Here is a 16,336-nt window from a genome sequence, read left to right as displayed (position 1 = left end):
TATGCAAATGATGATCCTCTTTGGGGATTCAAGGTATTGTTTACCCCTGGCGCTCTCTATTGCCGGCGGATTGCTCCTTATTGAATCTTCGAAAAATGCAGTCAGGTGGTTGATTTCATTTGCTGTCGGAGTTGGAATTCTACTGCTCGTAAAATTTAGCTACGATTTCGGCGGATGGTCAATTCCAAGTCTTGGATTCTATAGCGCAAGCGGGCATGCCATGCGGACGGCAGCAGTATATCCGTCCCTTTTGGCATTGATCGGCCTACCTTGGGGGGCTCGGATAAAGAACCTTGGGTTCGCCGTAGGATGTATCGTGGCAGCTGTGGTTGTTCTTGGCCTAGTGATCTGTGATTACCATACGGTATCTGAGGTCGCATTTGGGGCTTGCATCGGTGTGGGGATTGCCTTTGCGAACACACGGGTCTGGCGTCTTCGCGTCCCGCTGCGGGAGCTCCCTATCGGGAAACTCGGCCTGATGCTGGCCAGCATCTTACTCATACCGATTGCAGGTGGGTATCTGCAGCTGTTGGAGCGAAAGATATGGACAATTGGAGGGGATATCCTAGGAGTTTCTGTCTTGCACTATAGGGTGATCATCGGGAATGGGGAAAGGGAAGGTGTCAACATTGCCACAGGCACTCTGCCCAGGAAAGCAGACCGCAACGCAAAGTAGGCTGCGGTCATTGGAGCCCATGCCCCAGCGCTGCCGAGGCGGGCAAGGAGTGCTCCGCCTGCCTGCAAATGGGCATGACTGAGGAGGGTGCCCTCAGTCTATCTTGCTGATGTCCACCATGACCATGCCGCTTCGCTCGGTCGTAGCGACCCGCCCGATGCGGAGGGATGCAGGTGAGCCTGGGTCCGTCAGCGTGAGATGGCCGCGGGAATCCATATAGACGGGGTCCCAATAGCGATGGCCTGACGTATCAAGCCGCGTGCGTACATATTCGCCGTTGGTTGAGACGATAGTAGGTAGGCCGACTCTCATCGCATAGGTCGTAATCCCGAGTGCCTTATTGTAATTCGCTCGCGAGGATGACGCGCCTAGGGGCAGAATGCTTGGTGCACTGCCTGCCGCAGAATTCTTGAAGCCGCTTGCGTACACGACTTGGAATTCGTCAAGATCACCACCAGCAATGCACTGGCGCCTTGTGGTATCGTCTCCGACGGCAAATAGCCCTTGCAGTTCCGGCTGGACTTGATGCCGGTCGTCAATTCGCGAATCCCAGACCGAACCGGTTGCGTAGATGGTTGTCAGGTCGGTGGTCGCCAGAAAATAGGGATTCTCGAACGCCATTGGGATGAAGAAGGCCGCCCGGAAATCGCAGTGCCTTATTCTTGCATTGATGAGTATTGGGGAAGTTTTTTTGGGGAAACGCCCCCCGGAGAAGTGGTCATTGGCCCAGATCCTTATGCCACTCATACCTGAGCCAACCGGCAGTCCATTTTTCTCTATAAGTGCAATGTCATATTGGACAGGGGGGGCGTTGTTGGACGTTTCGGGGCCAAAGCGGTTCTTGAGGATCAAGCCATTCCGATTTTGCGCAGGGACATTGGGGGAATTCTGTATCAGAATATTTGCTAGGCCTCCCCCTAATTCGAAATCGCTGTTGGTGATCAGGAATGTCGGGCACTCCAATAGCAGCGATCCGTTCGGGTTGGAAGAGAATAGACATCTATCGTCAATTGTCAGTAGATCGCAATACTGTCCGACATAAAGAGGTGCGGTGCAGAAGCGGAATTTGCAGTTTTGGAGGCCGAGAAAATATACTGCATCTCCGCAGTTGATCGCGGGTCCCTTGACGCCGAAGATTTCACATCCTTTCAGAGTGACGCTCAGATTGGTATTTGCTCCGATGCGTATGCCTTCGCTCGCCGATTCTGCGAGCAGGGCGATATTTTCCATCTCGAATGAACGGGTGTTGTTAGGCGCACTATTGAGATGGAGTTGCTGGGAGTTCACTAGGATGGCGCTTCCCGATCCGCTATATCTCAGAATTACGGATCCAGGGGGGCCATTCGCGACAATTCGAGTGTCGCCGTCAAATACCAAGGACGTCGAGAAATCATAGACGCCAGGTTCCAAGGTGATGGTGCGCCCACCATAGCGCATTGAAGTATTTTCGAGCTTCAGGGTCTGGCGCGATTTGACGGCGTCAATGGCGGCCTGAATCGGTACCGCCTTATTGGGTTCTCCAGAGTCGAAGTCGGCTTGTGACACGAAATCACGCAACTTCTCCTGGACTGTTCGTACGACGGCCCCTGGGGCGCCTTGCTGGAATGTGGTGCTGGTGAGGGCGTGGGTTAGATCAGCCGGACGAGCATTGGTGCTACTTAGCAGTCCGATGCCACCGAGTGCTGTGAGAGTAGAGCGTCGTTTTTTGTCCATGATGTGCCAGCCTGTTAGGAGCAGAGGGTCTCGGAGCATAGAGACCGGCCGGGGCATATGGTTCCGCTGCTAGCCCCAAATATGAGAACGGCCGACATATGCATGTCGGCCGAATGGAATTCAGGGTCTTATAAACATTGACGAGTCTGACTAGGCTGCTCGGTTCGCCTCAACATGACCGACCGCGCGGCTATTACTTGCGCTGCTGTCGAATATATTCAGGCCGATCGGAAGCGGTACCAGCGCATGCGGCTTGCTTCGAGCCGGCTTGGATGCCCGCCCTTCCAGTGAGGAGTATGGCGAATACTCCGGCACAATCGCCTGCACCATCGTCTGAATCTTGAGCGGATCCCGGCTGTCGCAAGCCGCGAACAGGCTGGCCAGCTTGTCGTGCAATTCGTCTTCCGGCAGGCGATGTTCACGAGAGCACATGATGCGCTCGTGGGCGCTAGGGGTGACCTCGCCGCCGATCAGCAGCTCTTCATACAGCTTCTCGCCAGGGCGCAGGCCCACTACCTTGATCTCGATGTCGCCGTGCGGGTTGTTCGTGGTCTTCTCGCGCAGCCCGGACATTTCGATCATGGTGCGCGCCAGGTCGACGATGCGCACCGGTTCGCCCATGTCCAGCACGAACACTTCGCCGCCGTTTGCCATTGCGCCGGCCTGGATGACGAGCTGGGCGGCTTCCGGGATCAGCATGAAGTAGCGGATCACGTCGGGGTGGGTGATCGTGACAGGGCCGCCGGACTGGATCTGCTTGCGGAACAGCGGCACCACCGAGCCGGATGAGCCCAGCACATTGCCGAAGCGCACCATCGAGAACACCGTGCGGGTGTTCTTGCGGGCCGCGGCAGCCTGGAACACCAGTTCGGCGATGCGCTTGCTGGCGCCCATCACGTTAGGTGGGCGCACGGCCTTGTCGGTGGAGACCAGCACGCAGGTCTCTACGCTGTAGCGGTCGGCGATTTCGGCAACGATGGCGGTGCCCAGCACATTGTTGCGGATGCCTTCGGCCATATTGCTTTCCACCAGCGGTACGTGCTTGTAGGCCGCAGCGTGGTAAATGGTGTCCACACCGTTGCCTTGCACGGTGGATTCCACGGCTTCGGCGTCGCAGACGGACCCGATCTTGGCGACCAGGCGAAGGTGGGGAAAGCTTTGGCGCAGTTCCTGCTCGATGGAGTACAAGGCGTACTCGGAGTGGTCGAACACCACCAGCTTGCGCGGCTCCTGGGTGGCGATCTGGCGGCAGAGTTCGCTGCCGATCGAGCCGCCCGCGCCGGTGACCATCACAGTCTTGCCATGCGTGCACTTGGCGAACAGATGGTGCTCGGGCGGCACCGGCTCGCGGCCAAGCAGGTCCTCGACCTTGATGTCGCGGATCGATTGGGTGGTAATGCGGCCGTCCACCAGGTCGAGCAGCGTGGGCAGCGTGCGTACCTTAATGTGGAGCGCGCGCAGCGAATCCACGATCTGGCGGCGGCGGCCCGGGGACGCGGACGGCAGCGCCAGCACAACCTCATCAACGCCGCGTCGTTCGATCTGTTCGGCCAGCGTGTCGGCGAAATGCACCTTCAGGCCGGCGACGATCTTGTTGTTCAGGCTGGCGTCGTGGTCGAAGAAGCAGACCGGGGTGAAGTCGCTGCTCGCGCGCATTGCGATGGCCAGTTGGAAGCCGGCCTCACCGGCGCCGAAGATGGCGATCCGCTTGGTGGGGCTATCGGTATCGCTGCCGGGCGGGCGCAGGCGCAGCGTCGAACGCGCGAGCAAGCGTGAGGCCACCACGTAGGCGAAGGCGATGAACCAGTAGATCGACAGGCCGGTGCGCGGCAGGGCCTCGTTGCGGATCAGGAAAGACAGGCAGTAGGTGCTCAGCAGCAGCGCGGCCAAGCTGACGCCCGTTACCCAGAGTACCTTCAGGTCCATGTAGCGCACGACCGAGCGGTAGAGGCCACTGAGGTAGAAGACGGGCAGTGTCAGGGCGGCGGTCAGCAGCGGCGGAACAGCGCCGTACTGCTGGACGAGGTCGAAGTTGCCTTTGCGCAGGACCAGCGCCAGCACGAAGCAGAGCGGCAGCGCAATCATATCGGCGGCAACCATCAGTGCCAGCTTCTGGCGCCGTGGCAGGTTGATCAGTCGCGAAATCAGCATATAAGTCATGCCATCACTCCACATCCGCGTTGGAAAAGGCCAAGACGCGTTGTGGGTGCCAGCAGGGAACCCGGGCGGTGGTCTGTGCCGCAACATTGCCGAGTTCAATAGTCATTTCAGGCTCCTAAACGAATTCGCTGCCGCTTGACCCGGCGGCAGCCACAAGTGATCCCCGTTTAGAAAAAAGATCAGAAATTATCTATCCGACCAAGATGCTATATTTCCGCGTTTCGCAGAAATCAGCAAGAATGTCATTTTTATCAGATTTCGGATGATAGTGAATGGTGGAGGAAGACGCAATCAGAGGACTGCCTTCCTTTACCCCCCACTGGACGGGTTTCCCATGGGTTTTTCGGGGGCGTCTTGGCGAAACGTCTGCACGAGCAAGGCGGCCCGGCGTGCCCGGTAGCAAGCGGCGTGTCGCCGCCGCCAGGCTCAAGCCCGCGCGGGCGCGGGGGGCTCTGACGGAATTGGGGAAGGCGTAGCAGGTCGTTGCGGCAGGTCGACGGCGTGTCGAGCTAGGGGCGCTATTGCCGTTGACCGCAATGAGGCGAGTGGAAGCCGATGTTGCGGCCACGCGCAACGTGGGCGGGGGTGAAGTGGATAAAACTGCGCGCCGAGACGATTCCCGGGCGAGCGGGAGACGGAGGCCGTGGCGATGTAATTTTTTTAAAGAATCGCCTAGACAGAATGCGAGCAAGCGAAGTTTGGTAGCCGTATTGAGCACTTACCCAGTCGGGAGGCGCGCCAATGACATCCGTCTTGACAGGGCTGATGGAGGTCGCGAGGCGTCTTAGAGCCTTCCAGCGCGGGCATCGGCGGGTACCGCTAGGCTTGTTCCTGTGGCTCGGCGTCGTACGTGTAGGCCGGCCTGAAGACATTGTTTCTTCCCATGCGGTCTCGGCGCCTTGTTACGTTCCAGCTGTCAGTCAACAAGCCGCCGACCTGCGGCTCCAGGCGTTCCGCCGCCTGCCGGCGCAGAGGCGATGCATTCACGCCACGAGTGGCTGAGCCGTGCCGCGTGGGTGAGACGGGTGAAGCACGCCGGCGCGAACGGATCGGCCACATCCAGATGTCCCCCCATTTGAGGGCTGCATTGCAGTGCGGAAACTGGAGAAGATTGTGATGGAGGCATAAGTTTGCCGGTGATGCACGCTGCTCTTTACCCTGCTTCGGAGTGGTACTAGGCCGGTCGGAAAAGGGCGGAAATGGCTTCCCATGGAAATAGGTATTCACTCGAGCGACACGCGCTCCGGTTCATCGGATCCCGGCCCGGCGCTGTTGCCAGAATCGGTGTTTCGCGAGGCGATCGCCAGCCTCCCCCTGGTTTCCATCGACCTGCTTGTTGAGGATGCCCAGGGCCGCTTCCTGCTGGGCAGACGCAGCAATACAGGGCTGGTGGTCCGGGCCTGGGGGCAGGATTCGTAAGGACGAGCGGATATCGGCGGCGCTGCGGCGCCTGATGTGTGAGGAGTTGGGGTTGGAGCCCACACAGGGGGTGGCGGAGGGGGCGGCGCTGGCGGAGGGCGAGGTGGAAGGAGGGGCGCAGGGCGGCAGCACGGGTCCGGGGGGGCCGGTGTTTCGCGCTGTCCATGCGCACTTCTATGACACCAATTTCTCCAATGAGGCCGGCAGCAGTACGCACTATGTGGTGCTGGCCTATGCGTTGCGCTGGCCGGTAGGTGGGGCGGAATTGCCCTTGATGCAACATGCGGCGTCTCGATGGCTGACGCCGGAGGAGGTGCTGGCCGACGCGGGCGTACATGCCTATGCCAAGGCCTACTTTGCGTGATGCTTGCCTCGCGGCACGGCCGCGGCGCGGGCTGGGCTGCTTGGATGGATGGCGCCCGGGAGTCCGGTAGCGGGCGCCGGCATAGTCCAAGCGGGTGATGGTGCGCACGGCTTGTCTGCGCAATGATGTTGGCCGCACACCTTCCGGAAGGAGAGTTGGGGTGCGGATGCTGTTGTCGGGGTACGCGCGCGGGCGCCTTGCAGGCGGCTACGCGAACACAAAAAAAATAAAGTGTCGGAGGCGCTGACCAACAGCGCCCCATCTGGGGTCATGCGTAAAAGAGGTCGAGTCGCATGAAAAAGAATCAGATTCCGGTGTTCAGCCGTGCGGGAGCTGGACAACGCGTTTGCGTCGTATGCGGGAATGGAGGGCGGCAATCCGGATGCCGCCGTGTGGGTGTGTGATGGCTCACCACCGCCTGGTTGTGTGCCACTGGAATCGGCGTTCGAGCCGCAGTGGTCGCCGGGCGCGTGGGATACGGCGTTCCGTCACCGCTACGAGCGCGAGATGTCGCGCTGGCAGACGCACTATCGCATCGCGCGGGTGATGGCGGCGGCGCGGGAGGCGGTATTGCCGGCGGGACGCACGTCCATCGATGCGCAAGAGTATTTCGATGACTATCTCTATGCGCCGCGCGGTTGGGAATTCAAGCTCAACCTGTTTCCCTTGCCGGACCGCCCGGATCCGACGTTGCCCTGGACCAAGGCCTTCAATGGGCAGCCCGAGCTGCGCTCCAAGCCTGCCTACCTGAGCTTGTGCCGGGACGGCGCCCGTTTCCGTTTCCTGCGGGCGGTGCGTCGCCAGTATCGGCCGCGCGTGCTGCTCTGCCTGGGCGAGCGCTTCGCGGATGACTATCTGCGGGCCTTCGGATTTGAGGGGGTGGTCCCCGAAGAGGCGATCCTCCAGCCGGCCGATACGCCGCGGCGCCTCCAGGTCTACCAGCATGAGGGTACGACGCTGGTGCTGAGCCCCACCTTCGGCGGCGCCCAGGGCTTGAGTTCGGACGTGCTGCTCGATGCGCTGGGTGCCTATCTGTCGCAGTGGCTGCGGGCGGCGGATTTCCCTTCTTGCCGGGGCGTGACTGACATTGCGCCGCTTGGTGCGTTGAGGTCGGCCATGGCGACGTCGGATGCGATCGGCAGGACCAGGTCGGAGCGTTGCATGGCCGCCTGAAAGGGCGTGCCGCCGCCGGATTCGGGTGAGTCCCGGCCGGCGGCTTCCACCAGGCATGCGGACAGTTTGTCGAAATAGACCAGCGCGGCTTGCGTGAGCTCGATCTGCTTGCGGCGCGCGTGCTCGGTATCGCTCAGGGTGATCCAGCCTTTCTGGCGCATGGATTTGAGGCGCGCGTGCAGCGTGGCGGGCGAGCCTAGTTCCTGGATGGCCATCATGTCCCGCACGCAAAGGCGCTGGCGGCAGTGCCGGGCGCGCGCGACCAGGGCGAGGATGCGTTCTTCCAGAGGGTCGAGCGCCGGCAGCGCGGGCAGGCTGCGCAGCGTCTCCGCGAGTTGCAGGAAGCGAAGGTAGATGTCTGCTGGCCGGGTCAAAGTTTCGTCCTCATTGGCAACCATCACTGCAAACTGCTGGGTGCATGCCGGACACATGTCGATGCGTCGTGCGTGGGCCGGCTTTCCGATCCGGCTCGCGCGCGACGCTCATGTCTGCAATGTCTGGATGCGCGGCGGCATCGGCATGCGTGTAGATCTCCGCGGCCGCCCGCGATCTGCCCGGCAATGCGGTGAACGCAGCCGTCGAACGGGTGGCATCGGGGGTAGGCATTGCCGGCAGCTTGCGCGCCGTGCGGCAGCCGGGTGTGGCGCGGCTCTAGGGCCTGCTTGCCGATTCCCGGGTTCGTTCATGCCTGCCGATGGTGCCGTCTCCTGCAATGCTGGTGTCGCCGGCGACCGGCGGGTAGCCGGGCCGGAACCGGTGCGAGCGCGGGTAGCGCCGGCCTTCTCTTCCCTTATGCGTTATCGTCAACTCTCGCGTAGACCTAAGCGCGTTCGTGCGCTTGTCGCCAACGCTTCTTGCTCAAGCTCCCGGGCGAGGCGGATGCCGGCCTGGGGAGGCTGGCCAGGCTGATCAACCTGGCCGGCGGGTGCTGTGGTCTTCAGGCCGCCTTAAGCAGAAGCGCGTAGTCCTGGGGGAAAGGCGCGGTCCGGTCGTCGGACAGGTGCAGGTCAGACGCATCCAGCCACTGCGCCAGGTAGCGGCCCATGGCTTCCAACAATACATTGGAGCTCAGGCCGCTTACACCCGCCAGCGGAGGGGCAAGCACCAGTGTTGTGCCATCGTGCTGGTACACCTGCAGCTTGCGCGGCTGGTCGGCGGGCTGGATGACGACATCCACGGCCGGAACGCCCTCGAAGCCCAGGGCCTGCAGGAACAACGTATTGCGTTTCGATCCCGTGCACACGACCAGCTTGGGCCGCATCTTGCGCCGCAGCTCGGCAATGAAGCGGAAGCGCGCACCGTCGCTGCAGAGGTCTCGGTAGCGCTGGCGAGGGGCGAGGGGAACGCGCTGTTGATAGGCGGCCCACAGCGCCTTGTGATCGCCGCGCGCGGGCAAGGGGAACAGGCTGAGATTGAAGGCGTTGCCCCGTTGCCCGTAGAGGTCCGCGAACAGGTATTCAACGGGATCGATCATGCCGATCGGCAGCCTGCGCACGATCTCGGTGGCGGCCGCCAGGATGCGGGCGATCTTGTGGTGGTTCTGCCATTGCGGCACCCGCTCGCGGTGCCGCTGCAGGAATTCCGCATCCCATACCTGCGCGTGCAGCGGCCCGCGGTAGGGCGGCTCGAAAGATGGCGGCAGATTGTGCGGGGCTTCCTCGCAAAACCACACCGCGGCCGCGGCATTGCCCGTCATGCCGACGAACGACGCGAAATACGCGTCCAGATCTTCCTTTGTCACTCCCTTCTCCCTCTGTCGTTCGTTCCGACGTCGCAGACGCCGGGTATGCGCGAGACCCCTTGATTTCTTGCTGTTCTGCTGTTCTTGCCCCACCGTGCTGTGGTGAGGAGGCAGTTTTGGTGATTCTGTTATAAAAATTATAACACTTAACTTAGCAAGTAATAGCTCGGATCCGCGGGCGTCGGCGGCAAAACGGATGGATACGGCGCGCCGGGCAGCAATTCTGCGAATCGTCGTATAGGCGAATAGATTGCGCGCAGGGAACGCGGCGCCGAGCGGCCGGGCCGGCTGGCGGACGTCTGCCGAGGTGCCGGTCGGCGCCGCGGCTGGCCCGCGTCTCAGGAGTGGCAGCGCGTCTGCACGGTGCGCTCGAGTTCCTCGCGCTCCTGCCGGTTGGCCATGTCGGTCAGCGACTGGCCGTCAGTCGTCAGCAGCGACGGCCCGGTGCCGCGTGGCGCGGCGCCGCTGTGTGCGAGTTGCGCGCGCAGGTTGGTGCAGGCTTCGTCGGAAAGGGGAGGCGGCGTGTGCAGGCTTGCCGAAGTTGCCTCCGGCGGGCTGGACGTCGGCGCGCGATAGCCGGCGCCACCTTGCACGGTGGCTTCGGCGATGGCGCCATCGATGGTGCGCGTGGCATCGTCTGCCTGCGCTTGTCCGACTGCCATCAACAACATGCCCAGGATTGCTGGTGCGTGTCTCATCTGGCCCTCCACTCGGTCGGGTCTGCCATGACGATGGCCTGCTGCACGCCGTGTGATGGACGGCGCGATTTGCGCGACGCAGTTTATCGAGTGTAGTGCATGGAATGGCGGGAAGACGTGGGAATTGCGTGCGCCCGTACGTGGTTTGCTAGCGCCCGCCCTCACCCCCGGCCCCTCTCCCGCAAGCGGGAGAGGGGAGCACACCGGCGCGGCGCGAAGCTCGTCGCGCGAGCCGAAGCCGCGACAGGGTGCGCCAACGCCGTTGGCAAAACACGAGGTCTTGGCTCCCTCTCCCCTCATGGGGAGAGGGTTGGGGAGAGGGGTGGTCTAGCAAGGCGCCACGTACAAACGAAGCCGTCGGTGTGGTACTGCACGCCGATACAAGGACGAAGCCGCCGGTGTGGTCCAGCACGTCGCCGTTTGCAAGCGCCTGCCCTCTCCCCCGGCCCCTCTCCCGCAAGCGGGAGAGGGGAGCAAACCGGCGCGGAATGAAACCCAACGCGCTTGCCGAAGTCGGCAGGATGCGCCAACACCAATCGCCAAGCATAGTGTTTTGGCTCCCTCTCCCCTCATAGGGAGAGAGTAGCAAACCAGCGCGGGGCCAAGCTCGTCGCGCGAGGTGAAGCCGCGACAGGGTGCGCCAACGCCGTTGGCAAAATACGAGGTCTTGGCTCCCTCTCCCCTCATGGGGAGAGGGCGGGGGAGAGGGGTGGTCTAGCAAGGCGCCACGTACAAACGAAGCCGTCGGTGTTGTCCAGCACGCCGAGACAAGGATGAAGCCGACGGTGTTGTCAGCACGTCGCCGTTTGCCAGCGCCTGCCCTCTCCCCCGGCCCCTCTCCCGCAAGCGGGAGAGGGGAGCACACCGGCGCGGGGCGAAACCCAACGCGCTTGCCGAAGCCGGCAGGATGCGCCAACGCCAATGGTGCCAGCCGAAGCCAACAGGATGCGCCAACGCCAATCGCCAAGCATAGTGTCTTGACCCCCCTCTCCCCTCATGGGGAGAGGGCCGGGGTGAGGGGTGGTCTAGCAAGGCGCCACGAACAACGAAGCCGTCGGTGTGATCCAGCACGCCGAGGCAACGACGAAGCCGTCGGTGTGGTCCAGCACGCCGAGACAACGACGAAGCCGTCGGTGTTGTCCAGCACGTCGCCGTTTGCCAGCGCCTGCGCTCACCCCCGGCCCCTCTCCCGCAAGCGGGAGAAGGGAGCAAACCGGCGCGGTGCGAAACCCGCCGCCGCCAGTCAGCACCCGCCCGCAATTTGCCGGAGTACAGCGTCGGCGCCTCTATTGCTGCTGCAGCCCGTACTTCCGGATCTTGTCGAACAGCGTCGTCTTGGCCACGCCCAGCGCTTCGCTGGCGCGGCTCAGGCTGCCGTCGTGGCGGCGCAGCGCATCGGCGATCAGGGCGCGTTCGAACTGTTCCACCGCCTGCGCCAGCGGCAGCGCCGCGGGGGGCGGCGTGTCGTAGCCCGGCTGGCAGCCCAGGCCGAGCACGTGGCGCTCGGCAAGGTTGCGCAGTTCGCGCACATTGCCCGGCCAGGGGTAGGCCACCAGGGCCGCCAGCTCGGCCGGCGTCGCGGGAATGGCTTCGCGCTCGAAACGCAGCGCGGCCTGTGCGACGAAGTGTTCGAACAGCAGCGGCACGTCTTCGCGCCGCTCGCGCAGGGGCGGCAGTTCCAGCGTGACGACGTTGAGCCGGTAGTAGAGGTCGGCGCGGAACTGCCCGGCGTCGGACAGCGCGCGCAGGTCGGCCTTGGTGGCCGCCACCACGCGGGTGTTGACCGAGACCGGCAGGTTCGAGCCGAGGCGTTCCACCACTCTTTCCTGCAGCACGCGCAGCAGCTTGATCTGCAGCGGCATGGGCATGCTCTCGATCTCGTCGAGGAAGAGCGTGCCGCCTTCGGCGTGCTCGATCTTGCCGATGCGGCGGCGCGCGGCGCCGGTGAAGGAGCCGGCCTCGTGGCCGAAGATCTCGCTCTCGAACAACTGCTCGGGCAGGCCGCCGCAGTTGATGGCGACGAAGTGCCGGCTGTGGCGTGCGCTGGATTCGTGCAGGCAGCGTGCGACCAGTTCCTTGCCGGTGCCGGTCTCGCCGTGGATGAGCACGTTGGCGGCGGTGTCGGCAATGTCGCTGATCAGGCGGCGCAGCCGCTCGATGGCAGGCGAGACACCGATCAGCCTGGCTTCCAGCTTCTCGCGCCCGGCCAGGCGTTCGCGCAGGTCGGCCACTTCCAGCGTCAGGCGCCGCTGCTCCAGGGCGCGCCGGGCCACCTCGACCAGGTGCTCGGGCGAGAAGGGCTTTTCCAGGAAGTCGTAGGCGCCGCGCTTCATGGCCTGCACGGCCAGCGTGACGTCGCCATGGCCGGTGATCAGTACCACCGGCAGCGACGGGTCGCGTGCCTTGAGCGTGTCCAGCAGGGTCATGCCGTCGTCGCCGGGCAGGCGGATGTCGGTGACCACGATGCCTGCGTAGCCGGCGGACACTTCGCGCAGCGCGGCCTCGGCGCTGCCCACGCCGCGCGTGGCAATGCCTTCGAGCCGCAGCGCCTGTTCACAGCCCAGGCGCACATCGGGATCGTCCTCGACGATCAGGACGGTAAGAGGATGGGGATCAGCCGCCATGCGAATTCTCTTGCTCGGCGAGCGGCAGCGTCAGCGTGAAGCAGGCGCCGCCGTCCGGGTGGTTGCTGGCGCGCAGGCTGCCGCCATGCTCGTTCAGGATGCCGGCCGACAAGGTCAGGCCGAGGCCCAGGCCCTGTCCCGCCGGCTTGGTGGTGAAGAATGGCTCGAACAGCCGCGCGAAGGCGTCCTCCGACAAGCCCGGGCCGTTGTCGCGCACGGTCAAGTGGACCTTGCCGGCTGCCGCGTCCGCGCGCAGCTCCAACTGCGGGGCGCCGCTGCCTTCCAGTGCGTCGAGGGCATTGCCGATCAGGTTGACCAGCACTTGTTCGAGCCGGTTCGGTTCGCAGATGACCGCCAGGGTGGGCTCGATGTCGCGCACGATGGCGGGGTGCAGCGCCTGCACGCGCGTATCGAGCAGGAACAGCGCATTGTCGACGGCCTCGGATAGCCCGGCGCTGCGCTTGCCATTGCCGGGCTTGCGTGCGAAGGACTTGAGCGCACCGGTGATGCGGCCCATGCGTTCGACCAGGCCGATGATGGTGCCGAGGTTGTCGCGCGCGGTGTCGTAGTCGCCGCGCTCGAGGAATTTCTGCGTATTGCCGGACAAGGTGCGCAGCGCCGCCAGCGGCTGGTTCAGTTCATGCGCGATGCCGGTGGACATCTGGCCCACGGTGGCGAGTTTGCCGGCCTGCAGCAGGCCGTCCTGGGTCTGGCGCAGCACGGCTTCGGTGCGGATGCGCTCGGCCACTTCGGCATGCAGTTGTGCATTGGCCTGCGAGAGGTCGGCGGTGCGTTCCGCCACTTTGCGCTCGAGTTCGCTGTTGGCCGCTTCCAGCGCGGCGCGCGCGGCGAGGCGCTCGCCGATGATGCGCCGGCGCACGTTCCAGGCCGCGCCGAGCAGCAGCACGAAGGCCGCCAGCACGCCGCTGAGCGCCGCGCTGTTGAGCGCGGCGACTCTCGCCTGCATGGTGTTCGACAGCAGTTCGAGCTCCCAGTCGGTGCCGGGCAGGGCCGCGCTCTGCGCCAGCATCGGCGGGCCGCTGTGCATGCGCACCAGCCTGTCGCCGTTGCGCAGCTCGCGCACCGGCGTGAGTTCCAGCGGCGTCAGCAGGGCGCGGTTGTACTGCAGGCTGCGCATCAGCCGTTCGCGCTTCTCGGGCGAGAGCGGCCTGAGCGCGGAGAGCTTCCAGGAGGGTTCGGAGGCAAGGATGATTACCCCGTTCTCATCGGCCAGCAGCATCTGCATGTCGGGGATGCCGGTGCCTTGCCAGTGCTGCTCCACCGCATCCAGGCCGATCTTGACCACGGCCACGCCGATGGGCTTGTCGCGATTGCCGATCGGTGCCGACAGGTAGTAGCCCGATTCGCTGCGCGTGGTGCCCACGCCGTAGAAGCGGCCGAGCTGTCCGTCCATGGCGGCCTGGAAGTAGGGGCGGAAGCTGAGGTCTTCGCCCAGGTAGCTGTCGGGGCGCTGCCAGTTGCTGGTGGCCAGCACATTGCCGTGCGCGTCGAGCACATAGACGACGCGCGTGCCGGCGCGCGCATTCAGCGCGCTGAGGTAGGCATTGGCGCTGGCCACGCGCGCGGCGTCCCCGGGATGCTGCAGCAGGCCGTCGATGCGATCGTCCAGCGAGAGCAGGCGGGGCACGTAGTCGTAGCGCGCCAGTTCGCTGGACAGGGCCTGGCTGTACAGGCGCAGCTGCACCTGCCCGCGCTCGGCCTGGTGCGTGAGGGCCGCGTCGTAGCTGAAGCGGTAGCCGAGCCAGCTGGCGGCGCCGATCAGCGCGGCCAGCACCAGCATGGCCGCCACCGGTACCAGCAGGCGGGGGCGGCGCGCGGCCTCCGGCGCGTTGCCGTGGGCTGCGAGGTTGCCGGAAGGGGTGGGCTGGCCTGTCATGTGGCGGTGGCTCGGGGAGGTTGCGGCGGGGAAGGTCGGGCGAGGGGGGACATCAGGGCAGGCGTCGGCAAGGCAGAGCCAATTTTTACCACATCCTGTGCCGCACAATGAATAAGGGCCCGCCCGCCTGGTCGGCGGCCGGGCCCTGGCACGGCTGCTGGGCGCTTACTTGCCCGACAAGACCTGAGCGTGTGTCAGGCCGGCCTCAGCGTCGGCGGCGGGTTCATCCTCCTCCGACAGGTCCGGCGCGCCGATTGCGCCTTCGCTTTTGGCGACGACGCTGGTGGCAATCGCATTGCCAAGCACATTGGTCACGGTGCGGCCCATGTCCAGGATGTGGTCGATACCCAGCACCAGCAGGATGCCGGCCTCGGGCAGGCCGAACATCGGCAGCACCGCGGCCACCACCACCAGCGAGGCGCGCGGCACGCCGGCAATGCCCTTGCTGGTGACCAGCAGCACCAGCAGCATGGTGATCTGCTGCGTCAGCGTCAGGGGGATGCCATACACCTGCGCCACGAACAGCGCCGCGAACGAGGTGTACATGATGGAGCCGTCCAGGTTGAACGAGTAGCCCAGCGGCAGCACGAAGCCGGTGATGCGCTCCTTCACGCCGAAGCGGGTGAGGGCATCGATCACCTTGGGGTAGGCCGATTCGCTGCTGGCGGTGGCGAAGCCGATCATCAGCGGCGCGCGCATCATCTTGAGCAGGCGGAAAATGTCGCGGCCCAGGAAGAAGTAGCCGCCGGCGATCAGCGCGATCCACAGCAGGGCCAGCGCCAGGTACAGGCTGCCCAGCAGCTTGGCGTACACCGTCAGCACGCCCAGGCCTTCGGCCGTGATGACGGCCGAGATGGCGCCGAACACGCCCACCGGCGCGAAGGCCATCACGTAGTTGGTGACCTTCAGCATCACCTGGCCCAGGCCCTCGATGCAAGCCAGCACCGGCTTGCCCGCACCGTCCTTGACGGTTCCCAGCGCGAAGCCGAAGAACAGCGAGAACACCACGATCTGCAGGATCTCGTTGGTGGCCATCGCCTCCACGAAGCTCTTGGGGAACATGTGGGCGATGAAGTCGCGCAGGTTCAGCGACGCGGTCTTCACGGAGGAAGCGGCGTCCGCTGCCGGCAGCGGCAGGTTCATGCCGTGGCCGGGCGTGAGCAGGTTGGCCATCAGCAGGCCGAGCAGCAGCGAGGTGATCGAGGCGGCGATGAACCAGGCCATCGCCTTCATGCCGATGCGGCCGACGGCGCGGCCGTCACCCATGCCGGCGATGCCCGCCACCAGCGTGGCGAATACCAGCGGCCCGATGATCATCTTGATCATGCGCAGGAACACATCCGTCAGGATGGACAGGTGGTCTGCGATCGATTTCGCGGTGGCGGCATCCGGCGCGTAGTGGTGCGCCGCGGTGCCGACCAGCACGCCGAGCAGCATCGCAATGAAAATCAGGGTGGGCAGTCGGTTCAATTTCATCGTGGATCCGGACGATGCGCCCGGCGCATGGCGCCGGACGGCTGTATTGCAGGGGGGGCGGCAGGCTGGCGCGGGACCCGGGTTCGGGGCTGGTGACGCGCCGGGCTAGCTTGGCCGGGGGCGTCAGCGCTGCGGCAGGCGCCGTGCGTGGACGGTGGCACGGCGCAGCGGGCGCGATGCGGAATGGGTCAAGTGTCCTCCTCTCTGTTGTTGGCTTCGGGCGGTGCCGGAAGCGGCACTGCCGTCCGCCATGCCTTGGCGGCGGCGCCTTGTATTGCACGAGCCGTGCCAGCCCTGCATACGCTCGCATGCGGGGCTAAGTCGATGAAAACAAAGAGGAAAAAAAAGTGATCCAGGCGCTTGGTTCGGCTTTCCGACCTGGCGCCCGCTGGCGG

At 64.4% G+C, this 16,336-nt stretch carries 11 protein-coding genes and 1 pseudogene; 4 read left to right on the top strand and 8 right to left on the bottom strand.

From position 1 onward, the window contains the following. Position 1 precedes the first annotated feature (1 nt). Complete coding sequence (locus AC1Z3O_RS14260) at positions 2–676, top strand: hypothetical protein (protein WP_483516359.1); 675 nt, start codon at positions 2–4, stop codon at positions 674–676. A gap of 93 nt (positions 677–769) precedes the next feature. Here AC1Z3O_RS14260 and AC1Z3O_RS14255 read toward each other — a convergent pair whose 3' ends face one another. Both AC1Z3O_RS14255 and AC1Z3O_RS14250 read right to left on the bottom strand, forming a co-directional pair. Further along, positions 770–2,389, bottom strand: a complete 1,620-nt coding sequence (locus AC1Z3O_RS14255) for a hypothetical protein (protein ID WP_483516358.1) — start codon at positions 2,387–2,389, stop codon at positions 770–772. A gap of 150 nt (positions 2,390–2,539) precedes the next feature. Next, complete coding sequence (locus AC1Z3O_RS14250; protein WP_483516357.1) at positions 2,540–4,549, bottom strand: polysaccharide biosynthesis protein; 2,010 nt, start codon at positions 4,547–4,549, stop codon at positions 2,540–2,542. 1,209 nt (positions 4,550–5,758) lie between these two features. On the opposite strand from AC1Z3O_RS14250, the gene AC1Z3O_RS14245 reads away from it, so the two are divergent. The 3 genes from AC1Z3O_RS14245 to AC1Z3O_RS14235 all read left to right on the top strand — a co-directional run bounded on the left by AC1Z3O_RS14245 (position 5,759) and on the right by AC1Z3O_RS14235 (position 7,505). Then, complete coding sequence (locus AC1Z3O_RS14245) at positions 5,759–5,968, top strand: hypothetical protein (protein ID WP_483517672.1); 210 nt, start codon at positions 5,759–5,761, stop codon at positions 5,966–5,968. Further along, a complete protein-coding gene (locus AC1Z3O_RS14240) occupies positions 5,892–6,332 on the top strand; it encodes an NUDIX domain-containing protein (protein ID WP_483516356.1) in 441 nt (146 codons plus the stop codon). The genes AC1Z3O_RS14245 and AC1Z3O_RS14240 overlap by 77 nt, the downstream gene beginning before the upstream one ends. Positions 6,333–6,656: 324 nt before the next feature. Continuing rightward, positions 6,657–7,505, top strand: coding sequence for a transcriptional regulator (locus AC1Z3O_RS14235; protein ID WP_483516355.1), 849 nt, complete (start codon positions 6,657–6,659; stop codon positions 7,503–7,505). Between the two features lie 41 nt (positions 7,506–7,546). Here AC1Z3O_RS14235 and AC1Z3O_RS14230 read toward each other — a convergent pair. The 6 genes and pseudogenes from AC1Z3O_RS14230 to AC1Z3O_RS14205 all read right to left on the bottom strand — a co-directional run. Further along, positions 7,547–7,903, bottom strand: a pseudogene (locus AC1Z3O_RS14230) (winged helix-turn-helix domain-containing protein); the annotation flags it as partial. 539 nt (positions 7,904–8,442) lie between these two features. Further along, entirely contained in the window at positions 8,443–9,339 is an 897-nt protein-coding gene (locus AC1Z3O_RS14225; RefSeq protein WP_483516354.1) for a transcriptional regulator, read from the bottom strand. 245 nt (positions 9,340–9,584) lie between these two features. Further along, positions 9,585–9,944 carry a hypothetical protein gene (locus AC1Z3O_RS14220; protein WP_483516353.1) on the bottom strand — a complete coding sequence of 120 codons (360 nt, stop codon included), beginning with the start codon at positions 9,942–9,944 and terminating at the stop codon, positions 9,585–9,587. Positions 9,945–11,230: 1,286 nt separating this feature from the next. Next, entirely contained in the window at positions 11,231–12,568 is a 1,338-nt protein-coding gene (locus tag AC1Z3O_RS14215) for a sigma-54-dependent transcriptional regulator (RefSeq protein ID WP_483516352.1), read from the bottom strand. Beyond that, positions 12,558–14,465 (bottom strand): sensor histidine kinase, encoded by a 1,908-nt coding sequence (locus tag AC1Z3O_RS14210; protein ID WP_483516351.1) that lies wholly within the window; start codon positions 14,463–14,465, stop codon positions 12,558–12,560. The genes AC1Z3O_RS14215 and AC1Z3O_RS14210 overlap by 11 nt, the downstream gene beginning before the upstream one ends. Positions 14,466–14,630: 165 nt before the next feature. Next, positions 14,631–15,941 carry a dicarboxylate/amino acid:cation symporter gene (locus AC1Z3O_RS14205; RefSeq protein ID WP_483516350.1) on the bottom strand — a complete coding sequence of 437 codons (1,311 nt, stop codon included), beginning with the start codon at positions 15,939–15,941 and terminating at the stop codon, positions 14,631–14,633. Positions 15,942–16,336 lie beyond the last annotated feature (395 nt).

The organism is Cupriavidus sp. 09_S30, assembly GCF_056930435.1.
The sequence above is the reverse complement of the archived record's forward strand: the minus strand, read 5'-3'. Positions and strand labels throughout refer to the sequence as shown.

Coding starts and splice junctions, on each gene's coding strand:
- AC1Z3O_RS14260 (WP_483516359.1), top strand. CDS start 2: ATGCAAATGATGATCCTCTTTGGGGATTCAAGGTATTGTTTACCCCTG.
- AC1Z3O_RS14255 (WP_483516358.1), bottom strand. CDS start 2,389: ATGGACAAAAAACGACGCTCTACTCTCACAGCACTCGGTGGCATCGGA.
- AC1Z3O_RS14250 (WP_483516357.1), bottom strand. CDS start 4,549: ATGACTTATATGCTGATTTCGCGACTGATCAACCTGCCACGGCGCCAG.
- AC1Z3O_RS14245 (WP_483517672.1), top strand. CDS start 5,759: ATGGAAATAGGTATTCACTCGAGCGACACGCGCTCCGGTTCATCGGAT.
- AC1Z3O_RS14240 (WP_483516356.1), top strand. CDS start 5,892: ATGCCCAGGGCCGCTTCCTGCTGGGCAGACGCAGCAATACAGGGCTGG.
- AC1Z3O_RS14220 (WP_483516353.1), bottom strand. CDS start 9,944: ATGAGACACGCACCAGCAATCCTGGGCATGTTGTTGATGGCAGTCGGA.
- AC1Z3O_RS14215 (WP_483516352.1), bottom strand. CDS start 12,568: ATGGCGGCTGATCCCCATCCTCTTACCGTCCTGATCGTCGAGGACGAT.
- AC1Z3O_RS14210 (WP_483516351.1), bottom strand. CDS start 14,465: ATGACAGGCCAGCCCACCCCTTCCGGCAACCTCGCAGCCCACGGCAAC.
- AC1Z3O_RS14205 (WP_483516350.1), bottom strand. CDS start 15,941: ATGAAATTGAACCGACTGCCCACCCTGATTTTCATTGCGATGCTGCTC.